Source organism: Aquimarina spongiae, from assembly GCF_900141785.1.
GTDB classification, from domain to species: domain Bacteria; phylum Bacteroidota; class Bacteroidia; order Flavobacteriales; family Flavobacteriaceae; genus Aquimarina; species Aquimarina spongiae.
This window is the reverse complement of sequence record NZ_FQYP01000009.1, coordinates 232,467-258,980: the sequence shown is the minus strand read 5'-3', so window position 1 is coordinate 258,980 and position 26,514 is coordinate 232,467. Positions and strand designations below refer to the sequence as shown.

Genomic DNA, 26,514 nt, shown 5'->3' with positions numbered 1-26,514 from the left:
GGATATTTATTGTATCTTTCTAGTCCATAAAAACTTAGTTATGAGATTACAGCTCACATTTTTACTTTTTGTAATGATCATTTCGACAGCCTTTGCGCAAGAGCAAGCATCCAACGTTTTAAAGTTTACCGAAGGCATGAACTCTCCCAAAGCATCATTGCAAGATGTTTCGTGGATTAGTGGATATTGGCGAGGAGAAGCATTTGGAGGAATTACAGAAGAAATCTGGAGTGATCCCTTGGGTAACTCTATGATGTTTTCTTTTAAACTGGTTATAAATGGTAAAATCCAATTCTATGAGGTTGGAGGCATTACCGAAGAGAATAATACGCTGTTGTTACAACTCAAACACTTTCATGGAGATTTTAAAGGTTGGGAAAAGAAAGATGAAACTGTTGATTTCAAATTAGTAAAAGTGGAGAAAGACCGGGTATATTTTGATGAGTTCACTTTCGAAAAAATAAGTGATTCCGAAATTAATCTTTATGTAGTCGTTCATAACAAAGATGGTTCTAGCGAAGAAGTAAAATTTAACTATAAGAGGAGGTAATTAATGGCTAAAGAATGTCCAGTTTGTGGAACAAAAATTATAGGTCGAGCAGATAAAAAGTTCTGCAGCGATTATTGTCGTAACGCATTTAATAATCAATTAAATAAGGATAGTAAAAATCTTATCAGAAATATCAACAATCGATTGCGAAAAAACTATCGTATTCTTGAGGAGTTAAATCCTAATGAGAAAACCAAAACTACCAAAACGAAACTCATCGCCAAGGGCTTCGATTTTCAGCATTTTACGAGTATCTACACTACAAAAACAGGAAACATCTATTACTTTGTGTATGACCAAGGATATCTACCTCTGGAAAATGAGTTCTATGCTTTGGTAAAACGAAATAGTTGATTGGAAATTAGAAAAGAGAGGTCAATTGGGGTTTGAAGAGATTGATCTGGTCGATCAATACTCTTCAGGTTTTAAAAGATTTTGATACTGTGTTGGCGAAGAAGATGGTTATAAATCTCTCCAATGTTGACTGTTTAGTTTTAAAGCAGCTTTCATCACATCTTTTTGACTGATCTGCCCTACTAATTTACCATCTTCAATAATTGGAAAGCGTCTTCTTTTGGTTTGCAAAAACTTGTTGGCAGCATCAAAAATATTAATATTACCATCGATGGTTTCTACGTCTCTCGCCATAAAATTCTCTACTTTGGCATCATCAATAGGCATGTTGTAATAACGGCTTTCATTAAGCTGTTTAATACAATCTCCCTCAGAGATAATCCCTAACAACTCATTGTTGTCATTAACTACTGGTCCTCCGGATATTTTATTCTTAACTAAGGTTTCAATAACTTCCATAACCGATTGATTTGGACGAAACGTAATCAAATCCCTTGTCATATAATCCGACACCTTAATGGGGGTATCATTTTGCTTTTTTACCTTTGATCTAGCCCCTTGAAAACTGATAATTCCCATAATGTTTAGTGATTTTGTGAATCTTAAATATAGTGATTTTCAAAAACTTAATCAAACCAAACGCGGTGTTTCACCATCTGCAAACCCTATTTTTATGATCTCTTCAACGAATTCTTTGGTATCCTTTAATCGATAACATGTTTTTAAGCTAACCTTCAATTTAATTTGTAAATCTTTAATAATTGTGGCTAATTTCTTACCTTTAGCTAAACTGATACACATATGCGAAAATTCTCTTCACTTTTCACCTTTGTTCTCCTGATTCTTAGCATATTTTTCACTTTTTACACCTCAAAATCCCACAGCATTTCAGACCTGGATACTCCTGATCAAGAATTCTCTACGCTTAGAGCTCTTGAACATGTAAAAAATATTGGGAAAGCTCCTCATTACCTAGGAAGTCCTGCACACGAAGAGGCTATTGCTTATATCGTACAAGAACTAAAAAATATGGGGCTACAACCACAAGTACAAAAGGGATTTTCGGTCGGGAAGTCTGGAAATTGTAGTGAACCTCAAAACATTTTAGCAAAGATCAAAGGAAGTGGAGGTGGTAAAGCAGTAATGTTGATGTCGCATTATGACAGTTCACAACATTCTTCTTTGGGAGCTAGTGATGCCGCTAGTGGAGTCGCCACTATTCTGGAGGGAATACGAGCCTACTTGGCTACCAACAAAACACCAAAGAATGATATCATCCTTTGTATTACTGACGGAGAGGAATTAGGGTTAAACGGAGCAGATCTTTTTGTAAAAAAACACCCCTGGGCAAAAAATGTAGGTATCACTCTTAATTTTGAAGCCCGAGGAAGTGGTGGCGATTCGTACATGCTTATCGAAACCAACGGAAAGAATGGGAAATTGATGCAAGAATTTGCAGAAGCTGGGGTGCCGTATCCAGCTACAAATTCTTTGGCCTATAGCATCTACAAAATGCTTCCAAATGACACCGACCTTACGGTATTAAGAGAGCAAGGAGATATCGAAGGCTTTAATTTTGCTTTTATTGGTGATCATTTTGATTATCATACCGCAAATGATACCTGGCAAAATCTTGACCTCAGCACTTTGCAACATCAGGGAAGCTACTTGATGCCTCTTCTATCCTATTTCTCCGAATCCGATATTAGTAATCTGAAATCCGACAAAGATTATATTTATTTCAGCACTCCTGTTTTTAAATTGATCAAATATCCTTTTAGCTGGATATATGGGCTATTAATTGCCACTATTATAATATTTGTCGTTCTGCTGTTTTATGGTAAAGCTGCCTATCGTATTAACTTGAAAGACGTACTACTAGGTTTTGGTTCTCTTTTTTCATCCATACTGCTAGCCGGATTATTTACTTTTGGATTTTGGGAACTACTGAAAATAATTTATCCACAGTACAACGAGATCCAACATGGGTTTACCTATAATGGATATTACTACATCGCTTTTTTTGTCTTTCTATCCGTTGCTATTTGTTTTAAAATCTATGCTCGATTCAAGAAGTCACAAAATTTGCCAAGTATGATGATTGCTCCAATATGTATGTGGTTGGTTATATCCACTTTGGCTGCTATGTATTTGAAAGGCGCCAGTTATTTTATCTTTATTGCAATATTTGGCTTGGTTTCTTTATTTGTACTTATCCGACAAAAAAGACCCAATCCTTATTTGATGGTCCTTTTATCCTTACCTTCAATTTTTATCCTGGCGCAATTTATTGCTATGTTTCCGGTAGCACTTGGACTCAAAATTCTATTCGTATCCTCTGTACTATCGGTGCTGTTATTTGGTATTCTTTTACCAGTTATTGGCTTCTATAAAAGAAAAAATCTGGTAGGTAATATGACTCTGGTGCTTTCTTTAATCTTATTGATCACAGCTCACTTAAAATCCGATTTCACAGAAGAACGACAAAAACCAAATAGTTTGGTGTATTTGTTGGATACAGATCAAAACAAAGCAGTTTGGGCCACCTATGACAATTTACTGGATCCCTGGACCCAAAATTACATCGACAAAACCTCAAATATTGCAGATACTTATAATAAAAATGCCCTACAGAGTAAATACGGAAGAGCGTTTACTTTTGCCAACCAAGCACCAATCAAAACCATTCCTAATCCGAGAATTGACATTAGTAAAGACACTATAGTTAATGGTCTTAGACATTTGGATCTGTGTATTGCTCCTCAAAGAGATATCCAAAGAATAGATCTGTATACGCAAACTATATTCAATTTTGATACATTGACAGTAAACGGGGAGACTGCTATCGATTTTGAACATTCTGACGGTGAAATATATAATGCCCTTACCAAACGCTGGAGAAATCGTTTACTTACCTACTTTGTAAGTAACAACAAACCTTTGGAGTTAAAAATGAGTTTTCATAGAGATTCTTTGCCTAAATTTGTGATCTATGAGTCTTCCTATGATTTATTGCAAAATAAACATTTTACAATTCCACCAAGAACCAAAGATATGATGCCTAAACCTTTCATATTGAATGACGCAGTAATTGTAAAAAAGAACTATGCTATTACGCAATATCAAGAAAAACCAAAAGACTCTATTTCAACAATACCTGAAGAAACGTCGACTCTAAATGAAGCAACAGATTAGTATCCTTGGACTGGGCTGGTTAGGACTGCCTACCGCATGCAAATTACTTGAACATAATTATCTAATAAAAGGTTCTACCACCTCGGCTCATAAGATTGAAAAACTACAAGACAAAGGGATTGACACCTACCAAATTGAATTAACCGAAGAAGGACCAGTGGGTAACATGACTGGTTTTTTGGAAGGTAGCGAAATACTACTAATTAATGTTCCTCCCGGGTTGCGAAGAAATCCAGAAGTCAATTTTGTAGCTAAGATTGAAAGTATCCTTCCTTTTATTGAAAAATCAACAGTGAAAAACGTGCTTTTTATAAGCTCTACGTCGGTTTTTGCCGATATTGAAGGATTCCCTTTAATTTCTCAAGAAACTCTTCCAAATGCTACTTCAAATGCTGGAAAACAGCTGATAAAGTCTGAGCAATTGCTACAAAATAACAAACGCTTCCACACTACAATACTAAGATTTGCCGGTTTATTTGGTCCTGAACGACATCCGGCTAATATGTTATCGCGTAGATCGAACATCAAAAATCCAAAAGCACCAGTAAATTTGATTCACCTAGAGGATTGTATAGGTGTTATTTCTACTATAATAAAAACGGATCAGTGGAATACTGTTTTTAATGCTTCTTACCCCAATCATCCCGAAAAAGCAATATACTATGGTAAAGTCTGTGAGCAAATGGGACTACCTGCTCCAGATTATGATTTTGAAACTCCTTCTAAAGGGAAAATCATAGTTTCGGATGAAATCCAACAAGATTTAGGATATTCTTTTCAGAAAGATCTGGAAACTACGTAACCCCTTCTCTTTATCTTGGTATTTTAATTTTCCTCTTTGTCAAAATATCAATACACTAAACAAAAGGTTTAAAAATTTAAAAAATCATCGTTTTTTAACAATTTACTTATATATTTGTAAATATTAAATTGGTCGACCAATTTAATATTATGAGATATTAACACAAACCTATTACTAATGAATCACACAAATTATAAGCGGTTGCACGATCAACCTCTGTACTTACTTTTGGTGATCTGTATTTCATTTACATTCTTCTTTTTAGCCGGGTGCTCTCATGAAGAATTCTCAAATGAAAGTATTGAAACCAACATTGATCTCTCCAAAGCCATAGGTGATTGTACATCTATTACTTTAAAAGGTAACAACGGAAAATATGTAAGTTCTGAAAATGGCCTGCAACCTATGAACTGTAATCGAACTGCACAAGGTGCATGGGAAAAATACACATTAGTCGATGCAGGCAACGGGCAATTTGCTTTACAAGGCAATAATGGAAAATATGTAAGTTCTGAAAACGGAACCAAACCTATTACTTGTAATCGCACTCAAATTGGATCCTGGGAAAAATTTACTTTCGAAAATCTCGGTAATGGTAACTATGCTATTAAAGGGAATAACGGAAAATACATTAGCTCAGAAAATGGAAGCAAACCTATGACTTGTAATCGAATCAGTGCTCTTTCCTGGGAACGATTTACAGTAGAAGAACTCTGTGGTGGTAATCCTAATCCGGGAAGTAATACTCCATTTGATCTACTTGGCTTGGTTAACTGGAAGCTTAACGGTCTTTCTGGAACCAAATCCAACAATCAATATGTAGATGAAATTCCTAATCTACTTTCTTACACAAATCCTGACTGGTTTTTTGTACAAAACGGTTGGGCAAAATTTCAGGTATGGGCAGGTAGCGACACCTCCTCCGGATCTGGTAATCCAAGGATGGAATTAAGAGAACTTACTGCAAATGGAAATGGTCTTATCTATTGGGATGGTACAACGAGTAAAGAACATCGCATGCGCTGGAAAGTACGGGTGGATCGCTTACCTAGTTCTGGTAAGGTATGTTTTGGTCAAATACATGATAAAACCGACTTTTTTGATGATGTGATCCGTGTACAATGCCAGGGTAGTGCAAATCAAACTAGCGGTTCGGTAAAACTACGAATCAACGGTTATGTTACAGAAGTATTAGAAGGCGGCGGAAAAACCGTGGGTAATTTCAATCTTGGTGAAGAATTATACTTTGAATTGACTTACCAAAACAGCGTGGTAAAATTATACGAATTAAATACTAGTGGAAATCGTGTAAGAACCATATACACCTCTCAAAGTGCACCAGCCAAAGAAAACTATTTTAAAGCAGGATGCTATCTACAATCTATGAAAGGCAAAAGCTACAAAAGTTCAGATTATGGCAGTGTGGCTATTAATAAATTAGAGGTATTTCATTAAATAATAGCAACACCATTAATTTCATATTATATTTTTTTAGTTACGAAAAAAGCCGAAGTAATACTTCGGCTTTTTGTTTTATATATTGAGTAAATAACTACCCTTTCAAACTAGCTTTCAAATACTCACGATTCATACGTGCAATATTCTCAAGAGAGATTCCTTTAGGACACTCAATCTCGCAGGCACCAGTGTTGGTACAATTACCAAAACCTTCTTCGTCCATTTGATTTACCATAGCCAATACACGTTCTGTAGCTTCGACCTGTCCTTGTGGTAACAATGCAAATTGCGAAACTTTTGCAGAAGTAAACAACATTGCAGAAGCGTTTTTACATGCTGCCACACAAGCTCCACATCCAATACAAGTAGCTGCAGCAAAAGCATCATCTGCATTTTCTTTTTCGATTGGAATTGCATTGGCATCAATCGTATTACCAGAAGTATTTACGGATACATATCCTCCTGCCTGTTGGATTCTATCAAATGCACTACGATCTACCATAAGATCCTTTACCACTGGGAAAGCCTTTGCTCTAAAAGGCTCGATGTAAATGGTATCTCCATCGTTAAACTTACGCATGTGTAACTGGCAAGTAGTGATCAGACGATCCGGTCCATGTGGTTCTCCATTAATTTGTAGCGAACATGCACCACAAATTCCTTCTCTACAATCGTGATCAAATACCACAGGTTCCTCACCTTTGTTGATCAAATCTTCATTCAACACGTCTAGCATTTCTAAAAAAGACATGTCTCCTTCGATACCAGATATTTGATAATCTACTATCTTTCCTTGTGATTTAGCATCCTTTTGACGCCATATTTTTAGTGTAAGATTCATAGCTTTTATTTATAAGAACGTGTTTTTAATTCAATGTTTTCGAAGGTTAATTCTTCTTTATGTAATTCGGCGTCTTTTGGTTCACCTTTGTACTCCCAGGCAGCAACGTACTTAAAGTTTTTGTCATCTCTAAGTGCTTCTCCTTTTTGTTCTCCTTCTTGTTCTACCGACTCTTCTCTAAAGTGTCCTCCACAAGATTCATTTCTATTCAACGCATCTTTTGCAAACAATTCTCCTAATTCTAAGAAATCTGCTACTCGACCTGCTTTTTCTAACTCTGGGTTCATACTATCCGCAGTACCTGGAACTTTTACATTCTTCCAGAAATCCTCACGCAAGGCGGCAATTTCTTCTATTGCTTCCTTAAGGCCTTGCTCATTACGAGACATTCCACATTTGTTCCACATGATCTTACCAAGTTTCTTATGGTAATAATCTACAGAGTGTGTTCCAGATCCTCCCATTAGTTTTTGGATACGATCCTTAACATCTTTTTCTGCCTGGTCAAACTCTGGAGTATCTGTTGGTATTTCACCAGTTCTAATATCATGAGACAGATAGTCCCCGATAGTGTATGGTAATACAAAATATCCATCCGCCAAACCTTGCATTAATGCAGAAGCTCCCAATCGGTTAGCCCCGTGATCAGAGAAGTTTGCCTCTCCTGCTGCATAACAACCAGGAACCGTAGTTTGTAAGTTATAATCAACCCAAAGACCTCCCATGGTATAGTGTACCGCTGGGTATATCATCATTGGGGTTTTATATGGATTTTCGTCTACAATCTTTTCATACATCTGGAAAAGGTTACCGTATTTATTCTCGATAACTTCTTCTCCTAGTTTTGTGATCTCCTCTTTTGAAGGATTTTCCATACCTGAAGTCAAAGCCTTCTCACTACCGTACCGTTGTATCGCCGAAGCAAAATCAAGATATACAGCTTCTCCCGTTTTATTTACTCCAAAACCAGCATCACAACGTTCTTTGGCAGCTCTAGAAGCTACATCACGAGGAACCAGGTTACCAAATGCCGGGTAACGACGCTCCAGGTAATAATCTCTCTCGTCTTCTGCCAATTGTGTCGGTTTTAATTTACCAGCACGGATCGCTTCTGCGTCTTCTTTTCTCTTTGGTACCCAAATACGTCCATCATTACGCAATGACTCAGACATCAAGGTAAGCTTCGATTGATGATCTCCAGAAACAGGAATACAGGTTGGGTGAATCTGTGTATAACATGGATTTGCAAAGAAAGCTCCTCTTCGGTGCGCTCTCCAGGCTGCCATCACATTACTACCCATGGCATTCGTACTCAAGAAAAATACGTTTCCGTATCCTCCTGTCGCTAATACAACAGCGTGAGCAGAATGACGCTCTATTTCTCCGGTAACTAGATTACGAGCAATAATTCCTCTTGCTTTTCCATCTACCTTAACCAAATCCAACATCTCATGACGATTGAATGGCTGTATTTTTCCTCTGTTGATTTGGCGATTCATTGCAGAATACGCCCCAAGCAATAATTGTTGCCCAGTTTGTCCTTTGGCGTAAAAAGTACGTGATACCAATACCCCTCCAAACGAACGGTTATCTAGTAATCCACCATATTCGCGGGCAAAAGGTACTCCTTGTGCCACACACTGGTCGATAATATTTCCTGAAACTTCTGCTAATCGATATACGTTAGCCTCTCGAGATCTGTAATCTCCTCCTTTCACCGTATCATAGAATAAACGGTAATCAGAATCTCCATCTCCCTGATAATTCTTGGATGCATTTATTCCTCCTTGTGCAGCAATAGAGTGTGCTCTACGAGGTGAATCCTGATAGCAAAATGTTTTTACATTGTATCCTAGTTCTGCTAAGGTTGCAGCAGCACTACCTCCTGCTAATCCTGTACCTACTACAATAACATCGATATTACGTTTATTGGCAGGGTTAACCAGGTTGATCGTATTTTTATGTTTTGTCCACTTATCTGCCAGTGGCCCTTCAGGTATTTTAGAATCTAAAATTGACATACTCGTGGTGTTTTTAGTGATTGTGATTAAAATGAAGTACTAATGAAATAATGATAAATCCTAATGGAATCACTATCGCAAAAGCTTTGGCAAATTTGGTCAACCCAACAGAATATTTGTTGTTAAACCCAACAGATTGGAAAGATGAAGCAAATCCGTGCCATAAGTGTAATGCTAAAAACACAAACGAAACTACATATAATCCCGTTCTAACCGGGCTTACAAATTTTTCTAATAACTCATGATAGTATCTTGTTGGATCTTCAGGAGCAAATTCTACATATTTATGAACCATTTCAGGAATCCAAAAATCATAGAAGTGCAATCCTAAAAATGCCAAGATTACTAATCCAGAATAAATCATATTTCTAGACATCCAGGAAGCATTAGCGCCTCCGTTATATTTTGCATACTTTACCGCTCTCGCGTTTTTATTTTTGATTTCTAGCACAAATCCCATCACAAAGTGAAAAACCACTCCAAAAATCAAAACAGGTTGCAATGCGAATTGTACCACGGGGTTTGTTCCCATGAAATGTGATAATTCGTTGAATGTATCTGCGCTAAAAATTGAAGTAAAATTGATAGTAAAGTGCTGTAATAAAAAGAAAACTAAGAAAAGTCCCGAAAGTGCCATGGCAACTTTTCTAGCTATTGAAGATTTTATCAATCCACCCATTATGTATAACGTTTAAATAGTTGAGCAACAAAAATAGGGCTCAGGCTTATTTTAGCCAAGCTTTGCCAAGGGTATTTGCTTATTTATAATGAATATAAAGTAGCTTTTTTTCTTTGTTTACGGTTTCCAACGAAATCGTTTGAAATTTATACTAAACTTTAAACAAAAAAGAAGCTGTTTTTTGTAAATATTATAATTTTAAGGCATGCAAAATATCAATTCCAAACTTCCAAACGTTTCTACAACAATTTTTACGGTGATGAGTCAGATGGCAAATTCATATAACGCCATTAATCTTTCTCAGGGTTTTCCCAATTTTGAGGCCCATCCCAAATTAATCGAACTCGTATCACAGGCCATGCAAAAAGGATATAACCAATATGCTCCCATGCCGGGTTTACCATCTTTGAGATCGATCATTGCTGAAAAAACAAGCGCCTTATACGGTTACGATTATCATCCAGAAAGTGAAGTTACCATCACCTCTGGTGCTACCCAGGCGATTTTCACGATCATCTCTGCTTTTGTAGCTCCTGGAGATGAAGTAATTATCTTTAAACCTGCCTATGATTCTTACGAACCTTCTATCGAATTATTTGGAGGAACGGTCATTCCAGTTCAGCTGTCAGCTCCTGATTTTACAATAAACTGGGAGGAAGTGGCTTCAAAAATAACGAAGAAGACAAAGATGGTAATAATCAACACTCCTCATAATCCAAGTGGTACTGTACTCTCCAAAAATGATATGTTACAACTGGAGAAGTTATTGAAAGGAACTGATATTATTTTGCTGAGCGACGAAGTTTACGAACATATCATATTCGACCAACAGAAACATGAAAGCGCAAGCAAATATCCCGGATTAGCAGAGCGAGCTTTTATAACTGCATCCTTTGGAAAAACCTTTCATACTACCGGTTGGAAAATGGGATATTGTCTGGCTCCTACTGTTTTGATGCAAGAGTTTCGAAAAGTGCATCAATTCAATGTGTTTTGTAGCAATCATCCCATACAATTTGCGCTTGCAGAGTATTTAAAGACACCAGAGAATTACTTGTCATTGTCCGATTTTTATCAGCAAAAACGGGATTTGTTTTTATCACTCATCAAGGATTCACGATTTTCGTATACTCCTGCTTCAGGCACTTATTTTCAGCTATTGGATTATTCTGACATCACCAACGAAGCCGATGTGGATTTTGCAGAACGACTTACGAAAGAACATGGTATCGCTTCCATACCCGTTTCTGTATTTAATCTAGACCAAAAAGATGATCACGTGCTCCGTTTTTGTTTTGCGAAGACTGAGGATACTTTGAAAAGGGCTGCGGAGATTTTATGTGAGGTTTAAACTAAAAATCAAACTTCAACTGAATCACTTCAAACTCTTTTTCTTCTTTCTTTTTGGGTTTGTCTTTTCCGGTATTCAAATTAGATAAAGAAATCCCGAGCAGACGGACAGAGTTTTTCATTTTTTCCTGATACAGTAGTTCTTTTGCTGTTTCCAGTAAAATGGCAGCGTCACTTACATAATAAGGCAAGGTTTTGCTTCGGGTTTGCAAGGTAAAGTCGCTATACTTGATTTTTAAAGTCACCGTCCTACCTGCCACCTTACTTCGTTGCAATCGCCGTTGCAACTCTTCGGCGATGCTCTCTAAGCGCTCTAACATATAAATTTCCGAAGATATATTTTCGCTAAAAGTCCTTTCGGCTGCCAAGGATTTGCGTTCCCTATTAGGTTTTACTTCGCTAAGATGAATTCCTCTTACGATACGGTAATAGTGACCTCCAGACTTGCCAAAATGTTGAGTAAGAAACTCTTCTGATTTTGATTTCAAGTCTTTCCCCGTATAAATTCCCATTTGGTACATCTTCGCCTGGGTAACCTTCCCTACTCCGTAAAACTTTTTCACATCCAGGTTTTCCAAAAATTCTATAACTTCTTCTGGATTTACTGTCTTTTGACCATTGGGTTTATTGTAGTCGCTAGCTACTTTGGCTATAAACTTATTAATAGAGATACCCGCAGATGCCGTGAGACCTACTTCATCAAAGATTCGCTGTCGTATTTCTTGTGCAAGAAGAGAAGCACTGGGATTTCCTTTTTTGTTTTGAGTCACATCCAGATAGGCTTCATCCAGAGATAATGGCTCTACCAGATCCGTATACTCGAAAAATATCTTTCGGATTTTGACCGATATTTCTTTGTATCGATCAAACCGCGGTTTCACAAAAATAAGATCCGGGCATAATTTCCTGGCTTTAAATCCAGCCATAGCAGAACGCACACCAAAGACTCGAGCTTCATAACTGGCCGCACTAACTACCCCTCGTTTTGAGCCACCTCCCACAGCCAAAGGCTTCCCCTTTAACTCTGGGTTATCCATTTGCTCTACCGAAGCATAAAACGCATCCATATCTACATGAATAATCTTTCTATGTGCAACCAATTCTTCCACAATACAAAAATAGTGGTTATCGTTGATCCGAATTGTAATATCTTTAGAGTATTCAAAAAATACATTTTTTCAAAATCACAAAGTAATGCCAAAAACAGCAATAATACTGGGTGCTACAGGTCTTACGGGAGGAATTTTACTGCAACTCCTCATCGAAGATCCGAGGTATTCCAAGATTATTCTTTTCTCCAGAAAAGCGACCGGAATTTCGCACCCAAAAGTGGAAGAACATATTGTAGATCTACTTATTCTGTCTGATCATCAGGATAAATTTATAGCCGACGAAGTGTTTTGTTGTATCGGGACCACCAAGGCCAAAACTCCAGACAAAAATCTCTATCATAAAATTGACTATGGCATCCCGGTAAGTGTCGCCCAGCTTTGCAAAGCGAACAACATCCCTACCTATATTGTGGTATCTGCATTGGGTGCGAATCCAAACAGTAGTGTATTTTATAATCGTACAAAAGGAGAAATGGAAAGAGACGTGTTGCAATGTCAAATTCCTAAAACACATCTCTTACAACCCTCACTTATTGGAGGTCAAAGAACTGAAAAACGTCCTGGGGAATATTTTTTCAAACAATTGATGAAGGTGATCAATCCCCTACTGATTGGAGGGCTTAAGAAGTACCAAACTATCGTTCCTGAAACGATCGTTCTAGCGATGATTTGGTTAGCTAATCATGAATTTGCCGATCGCATCATTATTTCTGATCATATCAAAGAAATCGCACAAAAACAAGAGTAAAAGTAGTGCGTTTACCGTATCCGTATCTTTTGGAGCGCCCTTATTTACTGGAATCTGAAAGCAGTTTCTACATTTGTTTGAAATTAATAATCTCAAAAATCAAAAATCATGAAACTGTTAAAAATTATCACATTACTAGTTATCTTTATAGGTAACTCTTCTCTTTTTGCTCAGGCCAATATTAAGTCTGTCAACCTTAAGAAAGGACAAATATTGGATATCCTTATGTTAACTACAAAACCGGAAACCGAAAAGGCTTTTGAAAAATATAGAAAAACAGCTTTCCCAGTGGCCTTCAAACGATCCTACAAACCTCTACCCGGTTTTAGAATTGTAGAAACCACACAAGGAAACATCCAACCTACCAGTTTTATATTCGGTCAGTGGAGCGATCTAAACAACCGAGAACAGTTTATCTCAGAAATTGAAACGGTTGTTCCCGATTTTCATGAGCAACGAAGAACAATTTGGTCCATTTTTAATTTAGTGTATTATGAAATGCCCGAAGATCTTTCGTTTAGCATGGATAAAAACAAGTATAATGTAGTAACTGCCTATTGGAAAAAAGACAATTCTTCTTTTGATGCCTTTACCAAACAATGGTTTAAAAAATCTACTGCCACGGGAGGAAAAACAGTTTTGAAGCTAACCAATGGGAAATCACCTGCAGGGTATTATTATAATCCTGATTTGTTAGTGGTAACAGAATGGGAAAGCAAAAAAGAATTCGAAACCTTTATGAAGGATAAGGGTATATATAAGAATGAAAGTGTATTGCATGTAAATCAATTTGTGATAAACTAGTATATTCAATCAAAAATTTGATAGTAGACCCATGCAAGCACTACTTAATCAGCTGGTATATTTCGCGTATTTTCAGAGTTTGTTTCTGATCTTTATTTATTTCTTTTCCAAAAAAAACAGGAATGTAAATAAGTACATCGTGATATTAGTCTTCGTTTTAGCCATCGGGTTAACAGGTAGGGTATTCTATATTTCAGGCTTCTTTACTGATAACTATCGCTGGGTGATTTTTTCAGAATTTGCCACCTTATTATTTGGAGCCACGATCTATCTGTTTACCCGGTCCAGCTTGATTAAAAAACCATTTTCAAAGAAAGAGCTTATCCATTACTTGCCTGCACTGGTATATAATACCTTGGCAACCATCTATTTTATTTTGCCTTCAGACGAGGTACTACAAGAAAGAGCAGCCAGCGGACTTACCTCAAAGGTTACCTTAGCATTTATAGCAATTGGGTTATGCTTTAATATTACCTATTGGGTACTCAGCCTTCGGATCTTTTTACAGTTTAAAAAAGATATTCAACAAGAATTAAGTTATAGTGTTCAATCCAGATTCTTTTTCAGCTTTTTGGTAGCTATAGGGATATGTTTACTCTGTTGGTTTACTATGTTCTTGAACTGGGCAGTAGGATATTCTTTTTTCACCAAAGTAAACTGGCAAATAATATGGATAAGCATTGCTATCATGACTCTTTTTATTGCTTTTTACAGTATAAAAGAACCACAGCTGTTTAAAATCGATGCTTTTGTCTCTTCTAAGAAATATGCACAATCTAAGTTTTCTAACCAACAGTTGGATACGCTAAAAAAGCAATTAGAACAACTCATGGAAGACAAAAAACCCTACTTGAGCAGAAAACTGCTAAAATCAGAATTAGCAGAAATGCTTGGGGTGAGTAATCCCGAAATGGCACGTCTGCTCAATGAGCGTATTGGCATGAATTTCTTTGAATACATTAACTACTATCGAATCAAAGAATTTATCGCTTTATCCCAAACCGAAAAAGCCAAGCATATGACCTTTTTTGGGCTTGCGCAAGAGGCCGGTTTTAATTCCAAAACCACATTCAACAAATCCTTTAAGGATTTGATGGGAGCTACTCCCAAAGAGTATTTCTCAAACTTATAATCTTTCAAAATCAAAACATCATGTTCAAAACATTTGTAATTTGCGTGCTATCGGTGTGCGCCGTTCAAGCACAGCTTACCATTCCCGCATTAAGTCCGTCTTCAAAAACCATACAGACCATTGGGATCACCGATATAGAATTAGAATACTCCAGACCCAGTCAACGAGGAAGAACTCTTTTTGGTGCAGAAGGCTTACTTCCTTACGGTACTTTTTGGAGAACGGGCGCCAATGCTGCTACAAAGATCACCGTGAGTGATGATATTACCATACAAGGGAGCCCATTAAAAAAAGGAACATACGCCATACTCTCCAAACCAAACAATACCTATTGGGATATCTACTTGTACACTTATGATACTGGAAACTGGAATACCTATACCTCTAGAACCCCCGTATTACAGTTAAAGGCAAACGTAACCAACCAACAAAATACCGTAGAATCATTCTTGATGTATCTGGACCAGATTGAGCTGGATAGTGCAGATTTGGTATTTGCCTGGGGGAATGTAAGAGCTTCCTTATCAATCAAAGTAGAAGTGCATGAAAAAACTATGGCTAATATCAAAAAAGTACTATCAGGGCCATCAGATTTCGATTACTTTCTGGCCGCATTATATTTGCATGAAGCAAATACAGATTTGGAACAAGCTCTGCAGTATATCCAAAAAGTCACGAAAAGTGAGAAAGCACTATTCTTTCAGGTATATCGAGAAGCTTTAATATTGGGAGATTTGGGAAGGAAAAAAGAAGCTCTGGTCGCTGCCAAAAGATCCTTAGTTCTTTCGGAAAAGGCAAAAAACGAAGATCTTATCCGACTGAACCGAAAATTGATTCAGGAATGGTCGAAGTAATTCCGGCAATAATATCTCAAAATGTAATACCTTAGAGTAAATTTCCCTGTATCGATTATCGATTCAGGGATTATTTATTACAACAACATGACAGAAATAGAACGAAAATTCCTGGTAACCTCTGAAGAATTCAAAAAAGAATCAACCAAGCAATACCGAATCGTACAAGCGTTTCTGAATACGCATCCCGAACGAACAGTACGAATCCGTATCAAAGGCCAACAGGCATTCATTACTGTAAAAGGTATTGGGAACGCTACAGGTACGTCTCGATTTGAATGGGAAAAACCGATTTCTATCGAAGATGCGGAAGCACTTCTCCACCTTTGTGAACAGGGAATGATCGAAAAAACTCGCTACGAAATAAAATCAGGCAAACACACTATCGAGGTAGACGAGTTTTTTGGACAAAATCAAGGATTGATTCTTGCAGAAATCGAATTAGAAGAAGAAAATGAACCTTTTTTAAAACCCAATTGGCTCGGAAAAGAAGTAACAGGAGAAAACAGGTACTACAACTCTCAATTAAGCAAAAATCCATTCATTTTATGGTAAAATCGTAACTCAAAAACGGCTTAATTCTCCTTTTAATTTGGTTAATCAAAAGATAACATATGATCATGTAAGGTAAGTAATTACCCTCCGTCTAAGCAGGCCAATTATTAACCAAAATTGAAAATTATGTTACACAATTTCACAAGATCCCTAATAGGGGTCACGATCCTCTTATGCTTTTTTTGTAATGTTTCTGCGCAGATCCCTGTCAACGGTTTTTATCCCGAAAAAAACACCATTACCGTTGCCCCAAGTTATTCTTACAAAAGCTATGATCAGTTTTACAGAGGTTCGTCATTATCTGATGGAAATCCGGCCGGACTGGGTGAGATTTCATCATCAATCGTTTCCTTTTATGGGCAGTACGCCATTTCAAACTGGTTGTCATCTACCGTTACTTTACCCTACATACAGGTTGAAAGTGAAGATGGAGCTATAGACCCTGTTCAGCAGGTTGCAAAAGTAGATGGTATTCAAGATCTTGGAGTTTTTATGAAAGCAAGGATTTTGGAAAAACAATTTCAGAACAATTCTAGAATAACTTTGGGTGGTGCTACTGGAGTGACTCTTCCTGTAGGAGATTACGAAGGAGCTGGGGTACTTTCTTTGGGAAATCAAGCCACTACCATCAATGGTTCGGCAATTGTTCAATACTCATTACCCTTCAACATATTCAGTGAAGTACAATTGGGGTACAGCCAAAGAAGCAGTGATGATTTCGACATCCCAAACGCCATGATGTATAGTGCAAAAATTGGTTTTCATAATGAGCTATTGTATGTGCATGCCAAATTGGATATACAAGACTCTATGTCTGGCCTGGATATAGGAACTGCAGAGTTTGGTGAAGCGGGTGGTGCGGCAATTCTACCTGAAACCGAAGTAGATTTCACCAATCTATCTTTCGATTTTTATGTGCCTGTATACCAACAGACTCTTGGCGTATCTGCAAGTTATGGAGCTACTATAAGTGGTAGAAATCACAGTAAAGAATCAGGACTGGCCTTTGGACTAGTATATACGGCCAGGTAAGATATCTCAATCGTATATTTGATCGCCTTCAGGGTATTTCTGAAGGCGATTTTTTATGCTCGTATTACAAAAACAGTTCAAAAATCAACCTGTCTTACAAATGAATGTTTCTCAATGCAAAAATGCATTTTATCGATGATATTTGCTTTTTATAGGATTATTTTCTAATTTACCTATCCCAATCTTAAAATTTTTAACAATATTTCCTCAATCTTACCAACGTAAATAAACAACTGCCTATGATATGACAATTACTATGAACAACCCCAAAATGATGATTATATTAGTATATCTATCTATATCATCACTATCGGCACAAACCCTTATCAACGGGTTTTTTCCGAAACAAAATGACCTAACCATTGCTTCTTCCTATTCCTATAAAGCATTTGATAATTTCTATAGAGGAGAAACCTTGACCGAATCCAATCCTATGAACATGGGAGAAATCACTTCATCGATCATAAGTATCTATGGAGAATATGGTTTTTCAAATTGGCTTTCAACTACAGTAACTGTACCTTATGTATCTACCAGTAATGAAATGGGTATAGATGATCCTATCATTGGTGAGAGCCAGGTAGAAGGTGTACAGGACCTCAGTGTATTTTTGAAAGCTAAAATCTTGGAAACCAAATTTAATAATGCCTCAAAACTAGCTGTTGGTGGAGCAACAGGAGTAACATTGCCAGTAGGTGGATACGAAGCTGCAGGGATATTAGCGCTGGGTAATGGTGCAACTGCCTATGAAGGATGTGGCTTTGTGCAATTTACCGCATCCGCCAATGTATTTGTAGAATTACAAGCAGCGTATAGTTTAAGAAACAGCTCGGACTTTGAAGTCCCTAACGCTATGATATATAGTGCAAAATTAGGATACTATAACAAATGGTTTTATGCGCATGCCAAAGTGGGAGTGCAAAATTCCTTAAGTGGATTTGATATCGGATCACCAGAATTTATCGCAGCAGGTGGTGCAGCAGCTTTACCAGAAACTGAGGTAGATTTTGCAAACTTATATTTGGATCTCTATGTACCCGTATACAAGAACAATTTTGGAATCTCTACCGGTTATGCAGTAACTATGGAAGGCCAGAATTACAATAAAGCTTCGTCCTTTTCATTAGGACTTGTTTACAAAACCAATTGATCTGACGTTAATTGGTTAAGGTAGATTTAAGCAATGCACTTTCAAATGTTTATCTTTGGAAGTGCATTTTATATTATCCACCTTATGAAATCCAATAAACAACTATCCAACATTGCCCTAATTATCGGTCTTTTGATTTTGCTTGTTACCACAGGGTGTCAAAAACAAAAGGAAGCTATTTCTGATCCGGTCAAAACCACTGAAGAAATTGTAGAAAAACCTTCTGTAAAATCCATCAAAGAAAAGCTAGAAAAACAAGGATATCAACTCTTTGATTATGTGGATCAGGAAACAGGCGACACTACTATTATGCAACAATATTTCATTGCTTTCTTAAAAAGAGGCCCAAACCGTTCTCAAACCAAAGAAGTTGCAGATAGTTTACAAAAATTACATTTACAGCATTTGGGTAGAATGTATAAAGAAGGATACGCAGATATTTCAGGACCTTTTGGAGATGACGGAGATATTAGAGGAATCACCATCTATAATACGCCTACTCAAAAAATGGCGGATAGTCTTGCCAATATGGATCCAATGGTTAAAGCAGGTCGATTGGTGATTGAAATACATCCTTGGTGGGCTGCCAAAGGATTTCCATTGCGATAACCTAAATTACTTCTAGAAATACTTAATCGTCAAATCAATCAATTTTTGTTTAAACGCTGTATAAGGAGGTGTCATCAATTCGATTGCGCTAGGTAACCGTTGCTTGAACATTGCGCGTTCGTTGGTAAATTCGATAAATCCATAATGTCCTCTGGATTTACCAATACCACTATTATTTACTCCTCCAAATGGTAAATTAGGATTACCTACATGTACAGAAGACATATTGACACAGGTCGCTCCTGCAGTAGTATTTTCGACAAAATAGTTGATATTCTTTTTGTTGCTGCTGTAAATATAAAGAGCCAAAGGCTTTTCTTTACGATTTACAAAATCAATTACTTCTTCTTTATCACGATAAGAAAGTATAGGAAGAATCGGGCCAAAAATTTCGTGCTTCAACACATCAGAATCCACAGACATATCAGTGATAATAGTCGGTTCTATATAATTTTGGGTTTCATCCATTGTTCCTCCGTAAATTACCTTTGCACCACCAAGTACTGCTTTTTCGAGATACCCTTTCAATCGCAAAAAATGCTTTTGATTAATGATACGTAAATAATCTGGAGAATCTATGGCGTCTTTCCCGTATTGCTTTTGAATTTGGGCGCAAAGATGCTGTATAAATTCTGCTTTCTTGCTTTCATGTATCAACACATAATCCGGAGCGATGCATACCTGCCCTGCATTTACATATTTTGCCCAAGCAACTCTTGAAACGATCGTTTTAATATTAACCGTTTCATCAATAATAGTAGGAGATTTGCCCCCTAACTCTAATGTAACGCTACAAAGATGTTTGGAAGCAGTAGCCATTATAATTTTACCAATTTCGGGTGCTCCGGTAAAGAAAATATGATGGAACTTTTTGGCTAACAACGCTTTTGACACCTCAACACCTCCTTCTACAATGGCGATTTCATGTTCTTCAAAACAATTTGCAATGATTTGCTTCATCACTTCTACCGTATGCGAAGTAAACTCTGAAGGTTTAAGCATCACCACATTCCCTGCTGCGATAGCAGAGACCAAAGGAGCAAAGAGCAATTGCATCGGGTAGTTCCAGGGTGCTATAATCAGGCTCATTCCCTTAGGTTCATACCGCACCCAGGAGGATGAGCCTATCATAGGTGTTGGATGCGGAACTTTTTTGGGACGCATCCAATCTTTTAGATGTTTGATCGCAAATCGTATTTCAGAAAGTACTGGATAAATCTCAGTAAGATCCACCTCAGCAGCAGGCTTATGAAAATCTTTTTTCATAGCCTCTTGTAAGTCCACTCGAAAACGTAAAATTGCCTTTTCAAACGCTTTTAGCTTTCGAATTCGCTCTCGTGCTGTTGTCTTTCCTACTTGCCTGTAATTCGCTTTTTGTTGATCATAAATAGCATCAATTACAGCGATATCGGTTTCATTAAATGAAGTAACCATGATTCGCGATGCTAAAACATTATGAGAACAAGGATTGAAGCTTCATGGCCACTCCCATATCTCCTTTAATCTTTATTTTTCCACCCATAACAGCCGCCATCGGGTTAAGTTCTCCTTTGATCAACGACATAAAATCATCAAATCCTACATCTACCTGGCAATCTGCATCTTTATCTTCTGCAGTGACCACGTTTGTGTCTCCCGTACCATCGATATATAACTGTTCATCTCCAAAGTTGAACTTTAAGGTATTTTTTAGGCTATCTGCCTTTGCTGCTCTTTCCTGAATCGTTTGCAGGATACTGTCTATATTACTCATAATATTAGTATTGGTATTATTAATTGAATCATTCTTTTCTGCTTGTTTGTAAGATACGTCGTCGATCACCATTTTTGCAATAATCTCCCGCATAATCTCTGAGGTCCCTCCGCCAATTGTTCCGATTCTACTATCCCGAAACATTCTTGCAATCTTAAACTCTTCCATATATCCGTAACCCCCAAAAGATTGCAAACATTGGGTCATGGTTTTATCAGATAACTCAGTAGCCAAAAGCTTAGCCATGGAACATTCTTTTACAGCGTATTTCTTATCGTTATTTAACCGCGAACAGTACAACACAAACTGCTTACAGGATTCGATTTCTGAAGCCAATTGCGCCATTCGATGTCGTAGTACTTGAAACTTATTAATCGGCCTTCCAAAAGCAGATCTTTCTGACATATATTGAAGGGTATATTGCATTGCAGCTTCGCAAGCACCATATCCCATTATCGCACCTACCAGTCGCTCTACTTGTAAGCCTCCCATCAAATAATAAAACCCTTGTCCCTCTTCTCCAATCAGGTTTTCTTTAGGAATTTTCACATTATCAAAGGCCAATTCTGCGGTATCAGAGGCATGCCATCCCAGTTTTTTGAGCTTTGTTTTACTTACTCCTTCTCTATCCAAATCCACAATCAATAAACTTACCCCTTCGGGACCAGCTTTGGGGTCGGTTTTAACTACACAGACCACAAAATCTCCATATACAGCATTTGTAATAAAGGTTTTAGAACCATTTACTACATAGTGATCTCCTTGCAAAATTGCAGTGGTTTTAATATTAGCCACATCAGAGCCTGCAGTAGGTTCTGAGATCCCTATACAGCTGATTTTTTCTCCCGAAATGATTCCAGGAAGGTATTTTTCTTTTAATCGTTGTGACCCATATTTCAAAATATAAGGTCCCGACATGTATTGTACCACCGCCTGGGTAATCGCAAATCCTCCTGAAAATACCTTTGCAATCTCTTCACAAAAGATCACATCATAAAAGAAATCAAGATTTGCACCCCCAAACTCTTCGGGATAGGATAATCCTAAAAAACCCATGTCTCCCATTTTTTGCCATACTTCTCTGGGAATACGACGATCCTCTTCCCATTGATCGATATTTGGCACTACTTCTTTCTGTAGAAACGCTTTCAGACTCTCCCGAAACAAAGTATGTCCTTCATCAAAATAATAACTGTTCATGACGTAATGGTTTAGATTTTATATTGATTTTCCTGAATAAAATGAGATGCAATTTTTCTACGTAGGACAATAATATCAACAACCGGTAATTGCATTAATTGATCTGTAGCTGCTATGGTTTTTTGAACCATTTCTTTATCAGCAGCTTTATAGGCAACTTCTTTGAGCGCTATCTTAATCTTATCCGTAGCTTCGTTCATAAAAACAACAGATATTGCTTCCTTAATTTCCTGATGTTGTCCATTACCCTTAAGTGTTCTAAGTAACACCGACTCCATCATATAGATCTGAATAATCATATCGGCAAGTCGGGACAACACTTCTTGTTCTTCCTGAATTTCTTGTTGAAACTTTTGCATCGCCAATCCACTGATCAGTAAGATTGATTTTTTACAATGTTCGAGAAAACCGACGGCAAATTCTTTCAATGGTAAGTCTGGATCAATAGGAGTATTGTTTCCAGATTGCACCTCTTGAAATGCCTGCATGGCTGCTTGCATCAATGGCAACTTTCCTTTTAAAGCATATTTAAGTATCGTTCCAGGGATTACTAATCGATTGATCTCATTGGTCCCTTCATAAATCCGATTACCTCGTATATTTCTATAATGCATAGAGATTTCACTTTCTCCAGAAAAGCCCATTCCTCCATGAATTTGAAGGGCTTCGTCTACCACAAACTGTTCGATTTCGGATCCAAAGACTTTTATAATGGCACATTCTGCTGCAAACTCCTGCGCAACTTGTTGTTTAGCCTTTAGTGGTGGCGTTCCGGTATCTATAAACTGGCTATAAAGCACATCCATATCTCCTCCCAATCGATTCCAACCGGATTCTAAAGCATAGATATTGATTCCCATTTTGGCTATTTTTTCCTGGATAGCACCAAAAGAAGCGATAGTTTGCTTAAACTGAACACGTTGATTGGCGTACTGCACCCCAAGATGAAATGCTCTTTTGGATATAGCCGATCCTGCGACCCCAATCATTAACCGCCCCATATTAAGCGCATTCATGGCGATTTTGAAGCCTTTATTGCGTTCTCCTAATAAATTCTCTACAGGTACTTTTACATTTTCAAAGAAGACCTGCCTCGTAGAAGATCCATGAATCCCTAACTTGTTTTCCTCGACTCCCAATTGTACTCCCCAATCTTTTTCTACCAGTAAGCAAGATAGATTTTCGTCGTCTTCGATTTTGCAGAATACCGAAAATACATCTGCAAAACCAGCATTCGTGATCCACATTTTCTGTCCGTTAAGGATATAATGTTTTTGGTCATCACTAAGAGTAGCATGTGTTTTTCCCGAGTTCGCATCAGACCCGGCATTAGGCTCTGTTAAGCAATACGAGCATTTTAATTTTCCGGTTAGAATACCGTCTAGATATTTGGCTTTTTGCTGATCTGTACCATAAAACAAAATGGTATTGACCCCTAATCCTCTTTGTACACCAAGTGTTTGAGAAAAAGAATAGCTATCAGACATTACTTCTGAAGCCGCTAGATCGGTTTTGATATCACATCCCATACCTCCAGATTCTTCAGGTACCGAAATGGCCAAAAAACCCAGTTCACCTAATTTCTCCAGCTTTTCTGGAGCTAATTTTGTTCCTTCTTTGCTATCGAATGCTTCTTTTAAAGGCTCTATTTCCTTATTTATGAAGTCACGAATCGCTTCTCGTAGCATCTGACGCTCTTCGGAATACTCCTCTGGAGTAAAAACCGTTTCAGGTTCGGCTCCCTTGATTAAAAACTCTCCCCCTTTGATCATGGTTACTTTTGATTCCATCGGTTATGAGATAAATGATTTTAAAACATTTGCTAATCCCATCTTATCAAAATTGAGATGCTGCGCACCATCTACATATAATGAGATTCCGGTAATGTATTCAGCCATAGGGCTCGATAAAAAGGTCACAGCATTCGACACATCCTCCACCTTTCCGAAACGTTTTAAAGGGATGGCTTTTTGCGCCTCTTCAAACATATCTTGTATCTGTTTTGGATAAGTATCCAAACCACTGGATTCTATAATTCCTGGAGCCACACAATTGATTCTGATATTAAAATCGCTCCATTCCATAGCTAGCGTTTTGGTCAAATTCTCAACTCCGGCTCTAGCTGCTCCTGTATGCGCCATTCCTGGAAATCCACGAAATACATCTACGATAATATTAATGATCACTCCACTTTTTTGAGGAATAAAAAATGTATTTGCCATTTCTCGAATCATAGAGAACGTTCCATTCAGGTTATTGTTGATTACCGCATTCCACCCTTTGTCATTAATATATTCTGCCAGTGCGGGAAACTGCCCTCCTGCATTATTGATCAGGATATCCAATCGACCATATTTTTCTTTAATCATTTTGGCCAATTGTTGTATCTCTTCGGTTTTTCGAATATCACAAGCCTGATGAGTAACTTCTCCAAAGTTTGATAATTCTTCGGCTGCCTTTTGTAGCTGTTCTTCTTTACGAGAACAAATAATCACCTTAGCACCCAGTTGTAAAAAGTCCTTTGCAATCTGAAAACCAATGCCTGATCTTCCTCCGGTTACCAATACGATTTTAGCGTTGAATGTGTCTGATCTAAGCATAATTATGAGTTGATTTTTTTCGGAATGTTCAATAGTTCTCTGGCCTCTTCGATACTGGCGATCTCTCGACCGATCATTTGGGCCAACGTGGCTCCTGCTTCTACCAATTCTCCATTCGATTTGGCCATCTCTCCATTGGGTAAATAAAAATTATCTTCTAATCCCACTCTGAAATTCCCGCCCATAGCAGCTGCAATAGCAGAGAGTTGCCATTGCTTGCGGCTAATCACGATAGATTGCCAAAAAGCACCCTCAGGAATCTGCTTGATTTGATGTATTAAATTCTCTGGGGTTGCAGGAATTCCTCCCATAACTCCCATAACCAAACTATAGCATGCATTATCTGGCAACAAACCCATTTCGCGAAGCGGTTCTGCATTTCGAATATGCCCGGTATCAAAACATTCCATCTCCGGACAGATATTATGCTCGTTCATAGTAGTGACCACTTTGATCATATCATCGAATGAATTTTCGAACACACCATTCCAGATAAACTGCTTATTTCGTTTGGAGAATATAGCGTAGTTCATACTGCCCATATTAAAAGCAGCCATATCAGGCTGAGTAGCTGGCAAATGTTTTAATCGATCTTCGATAGACAATCCGATGGCCCCAGTAGAATAGTTGATAATTACATCCGGGCAATGTTTGCGTACTTCGGTAGTGATTTCTTCAAATACTTCAGTTCTCCAACTAGGTAGTCCATTATCTTCTCGTGCATGGATGTGTACTATCGCTGCTCCAGCATCAACTGCTCTTTTGGCCTCCAATCCCAACTCTTCGGGAGTATAAGGAATGTGAGGGCAATGAGACCTGTTGGTCGCTGCACCTGTTAGTGCCGCAGAAAGAATCAATTTTTGTAAAGCCATATCTTTTTCATTTCGTTATACCTTATTCTCCGGTCCATTCGGGTTTTCTTTTTTGTCTAAAGGCTAATAACCCCTCCTGACCATCTTTGGAACCTATAGTTTTCTGTAGCATTTCCATCAAATACTGATGCTTGGATTCGTGTTGTGTAATAGCATCCAAGGCTTCCAAACCATGCCGAATTGCAGTTGGAGAATTTTCTTTGATATCATTAATGATGCTATTCGCAATCTGAACTGCAGATTCTTGATTTGCTATATGAGTAATCAAGCCATAGTTTTTGGCTTCTTGTACGCCTAGATTATATCCTCTTATGCACCAATCTATGACGATGCGCTTTGGCATTACCTCTAGCAACGAAGCCATTACTTGGAAGGGAAATAATCCTCTCTTTACTTCTGGCAAATCCAATGTGACTTCTGGGTTACATACCACATAGTGTGCCCCGGTAAGAAAAAAGAAACCTCCGGCCATTACCCTGCCTTCTACCAAAGTAATTATGGGTTTATGAGTTTTACCAAAAAGCTCTCCTAAAAGCACTTCTCCCTTGGCTTCGGGGATTGAGGAATCAAACTCACCCACCATGCCCATAAAAGCCTTCAAATCCGCACCCGAGCAAAAGACATCACCAGCAGCGCGAATCATAACCACCCATATCTCTTTGGTTTGGTTGGCATATTGCAGCGCAAAGGCAATTTCGTGAATCATATGTGGATGTAATGCATTCTTCTTTTCCGGTCGATTTAGTGTTAACGTCATTACATGATCTTCAACCGTTACCAAGATAAATGCGAATTTTTGCGCTAATGCCTTTTCTAAGAGTTCCTTTTCAAAAAAATCCATGA

25 protein-coding genes are annotated in these 26,514 nt (G+C 37.8%); 14 read left to right on the top strand and 11 right to left on the bottom strand.

Annotation, left to right across the window (positions count from 1 at the left end):
- Positions 1-40: 40 nt before the first annotated feature.
- Together BUE24_RS20025 and BUE24_RS20020 are read left to right on the top strand one after the other, a co-directional pair.
- Positions 41-550: a DUF6265 family protein gene (locus tag BUE24_RS20025; RefSeq protein ID WP_244548184.1), complete on the top strand. Its 510-nt coding sequence runs from the start codon at positions 41-43 to the stop codon at positions 548-550.
- A gap of 3 nt (positions 551-553) precedes the next feature.
- Entirely contained in the window at positions 554-904 is a 351-nt protein-coding gene (locus BUE24_RS20020; protein ID WP_073320221.1) for a DUF2116 family Zn-ribbon domain-containing protein, read from the top strand.
- A 108-nt stretch (positions 905-1,012) separates the two neighbouring features.
- Here the strand turns inward: BUE24_RS20020 and BUE24_RS20015 are convergent, their stop codons facing one another.
- Positions 1,013-1,483: a CBS domain-containing protein gene (locus BUE24_RS20015; protein WP_073320219.1), complete on the bottom strand. Its 471-nt coding sequence runs from the start codon at positions 1,481-1,483 to the stop codon at positions 1,013-1,015.
- A 222-nt stretch (positions 1,484-1,705) separates the two neighbouring features.
- Here BUE24_RS20015 and BUE24_RS20010 point away from each other — a divergent pair, with 222 nt between their 5' ends.
- The 3 genes from BUE24_RS20010 to BUE24_RS20000 all read left to right on the top strand — a co-directional run bounded on the left by BUE24_RS20010 (position 1,706) and on the right by BUE24_RS20000 (position 6,356).
- Positions 1,706-4,099 (top strand): M28 family peptidase, encoded by a 2,394-nt coding sequence (locus tag BUE24_RS20010; protein ID WP_073320216.1) that lies wholly within the window; start codon positions 1,706-1,708, stop codon positions 4,097-4,099.
- A complete protein-coding gene (locus tag BUE24_RS20005) occupies positions 4,083-4,901 on the top strand; it encodes a Rossmann-fold NAD(P)-binding domain-containing protein (RefSeq protein WP_073320213.1) in 819 nt (272 codons plus the stop codon). The genes BUE24_RS20010 and BUE24_RS20005 overlap by 17 nt, the downstream gene beginning before the upstream one ends.
- Positions 4,902-5,078: 177 nt before the next feature.
- Entirely contained in the window at positions 5,079-6,356 is a 1,278-nt protein-coding gene (locus BUE24_RS20000) for a polysaccharide lyase family 7 protein (RefSeq protein WP_073320210.1), read from the top strand.
- Between the two features lie 97 nt (positions 6,357-6,453).
- Here the strand turns inward: BUE24_RS20000 and BUE24_RS19995 are convergent, their stop codons facing one another.
- Genes BUE24_RS19995 through BUE24_RS19985 form a run of 3 tightly spaced genes read right to left on the bottom strand, consistent with a single transcriptional unit; the run spans position 6,454 to position 9,900 of the window.
- Positions 6,454-7,200 (bottom strand): succinate dehydrogenase/fumarate reductase iron-sulfur subunit, encoded by a 747-nt coding sequence (locus tag BUE24_RS19995; protein ID WP_073320207.1) that lies wholly within the window; start codon positions 7,198-7,200, stop codon positions 6,454-6,456.
- Positions 7,201-7,205: 5 nt separating this feature from the next.
- Positions 7,206-9,221, bottom strand: coding sequence for a fumarate reductase/succinate dehydrogenase flavoprotein subunit (locus tag BUE24_RS19990; RefSeq protein ID WP_073320204.1), 2,016 nt, complete (start codon positions 9,219-9,221; stop codon positions 7,206-7,208).
- 13 nt (positions 9,222-9,234) lie between these two features.
- Positions 9,235-9,900: a succinate dehydrogenase cytochrome b subunit gene (locus BUE24_RS19985; RefSeq protein WP_073320201.1), complete on the bottom strand. Its 666-nt coding sequence runs from the start codon at positions 9,898-9,900 to the stop codon at positions 9,235-9,237.
- Between the two features lie 205 nt (positions 9,901-10,105).
- Here BUE24_RS19985 and BUE24_RS19980 point away from each other — a divergent pair, with 205 nt between their 5' ends.
- Complete coding sequence (locus tag BUE24_RS19980) at positions 10,106-11,251, top strand: methionine aminotransferase (protein WP_073320198.1); 1,146 nt, start codon at positions 10,106-10,108, stop codon at positions 11,249-11,251.
- A 1-nt stretch (position 11,252) separates the two neighbouring features.
- On the opposite strand, the gene dinB is transcribed toward BUE24_RS19980, so the two are convergent.
- Positions 11,253-12,359, bottom strand: coding sequence for a DNA polymerase IV (gene dinB / locus BUE24_RS19975; protein WP_073320195.1), 1,107 nt, complete (start codon positions 12,357-12,359; stop codon positions 11,253-11,255).
- An 85-nt stretch (positions 12,360-12,444) separates the two neighbouring features.
- Between dinB and BUE24_RS19970 the strand changes: the two genes are divergently transcribed.
- The 8 genes from BUE24_RS19970 (at position 12,445) to BUE24_RS19935 (ending at position 19,246) form a co-directional block, all read left to right on the top strand.
- Positions 12,445-13,110 carry an NAD-dependent epimerase/dehydratase family protein gene (locus BUE24_RS19970; protein WP_073320192.1) on the top strand — a complete coding sequence of 222 codons (666 nt, stop codon included), beginning with the start codon at positions 12,445-12,447 and terminating at the stop codon, positions 13,108-13,110.
- 108 nt (positions 13,111-13,218) lie between these two features.
- Positions 13,219-13,914, top strand: coding sequence for a hypothetical protein (locus BUE24_RS19965; RefSeq protein ID WP_073320189.1), 696 nt, complete (start codon positions 13,219-13,221; stop codon positions 13,912-13,914).
- A gap of 31 nt (positions 13,915-13,945) precedes the next feature.
- Complete coding sequence (locus BUE24_RS19960) at positions 13,946-15,046, top strand: AraC family transcriptional regulator (RefSeq protein WP_073320186.1); 1,101 nt, start codon at positions 13,946-13,948, stop codon at positions 15,044-15,046.
- Positions 15,047-15,066: 20 nt separating this feature from the next.
- On the top strand, positions 15,067-15,900 hold the full coding sequence (locus BUE24_RS19955; protein WP_073320183.1) for a DUF2911 domain-containing protein: 834 nt from the start codon (positions 15,067-15,069) through the stop codon (positions 15,898-15,900).
- A gap of 87 nt (positions 15,901-15,987) precedes the next feature.
- Entirely contained in the window at positions 15,988-16,455 is a 468-nt protein-coding gene (locus tag BUE24_RS19950; RefSeq protein ID WP_073320180.1) for a CYTH domain-containing protein, read from the top strand.
- 126 nt (positions 16,456-16,581) lie between these two features.
- Positions 16,582-17,487, top strand: coding sequence for a hypothetical protein (locus BUE24_RS19945; RefSeq protein ID WP_073320177.1), 906 nt, complete (start codon positions 16,582-16,584; stop codon positions 17,485-17,487).
- 244 nt (positions 17,488-17,731) lie between these two features.
- Positions 17,732-18,637 (top strand): transporter, encoded by a 906-nt coding sequence (locus BUE24_RS19940; RefSeq protein ID WP_073320174.1) that lies wholly within the window; start codon positions 17,732-17,734, stop codon positions 18,635-18,637.
- 84 nt (positions 18,638-18,721) lie between these two features.
- Complete coding sequence (locus tag BUE24_RS19935) at positions 18,722-19,246, top strand: YciI family protein (RefSeq protein ID WP_073320300.1); 525 nt, start codon at positions 18,722-18,724, stop codon at positions 19,244-19,246.
- 12 nt (positions 19,247-19,258) lie between these two features.
- On the opposite strand, the gene BUE24_RS19930 is transcribed toward BUE24_RS19935, so the two are convergent.
- Genes BUE24_RS19930 through BUE24_RS19905 form a run of 6 tightly spaced genes read right to left on the bottom strand, consistent with a single transcriptional unit; the run spans position 19,259 to position 26,512 of the window.
- Positions 19,259-20,680: an aldehyde dehydrogenase family protein gene (locus tag BUE24_RS19930; protein ID WP_073320171.1), complete on the bottom strand. Its 1,422-nt coding sequence runs from the start codon at positions 20,678-20,680 to the stop codon at positions 19,259-19,261.
- Positions 20,681-20,699: 19 nt separating this feature from the next.
- Complete coding sequence (locus BUE24_RS19925) at positions 20,700-22,199, bottom strand: acyl-CoA dehydrogenase family protein (protein WP_073320168.1); 1,500 nt, start codon at positions 22,197-22,199, stop codon at positions 20,700-20,702.
- 11 nt (positions 22,200-22,210) lie between these two features.
- Positions 22,211-23,989 (bottom strand): acyl-CoA dehydrogenase family protein, encoded by a 1,779-nt coding sequence (locus BUE24_RS19920; RefSeq protein ID WP_073320165.1) that lies wholly within the window; start codon positions 23,987-23,989, stop codon positions 22,211-22,213.
- A 3-nt stretch (positions 23,990-23,992) separates the two neighbouring features.
- Entirely contained in the window at positions 23,993-24,799 is an 807-nt protein-coding gene (locus BUE24_RS19915; RefSeq protein ID WP_073320162.1) for an SDR family oxidoreductase, read from the bottom strand.
- A 2-nt stretch (positions 24,800-24,801) separates the two neighbouring features.
- Entirely contained in the window at positions 24,802-25,671 is an 870-nt protein-coding gene (locus tag BUE24_RS19910; RefSeq protein WP_073320159.1) for a beta-keto acid cleavage family enzyme, read from the bottom strand.
- 22 nt (positions 25,672-25,693) lie between these two features.
- A complete protein-coding gene (locus BUE24_RS19905) occupies positions 25,694-26,512 on the bottom strand; it encodes an enoyl-CoA hydratase/isomerase family protein (protein ID WP_073320156.1) in 819 nt (272 codons plus the stop codon).
- Positions 26,513-26,514 lie beyond the last annotated feature (2 nt).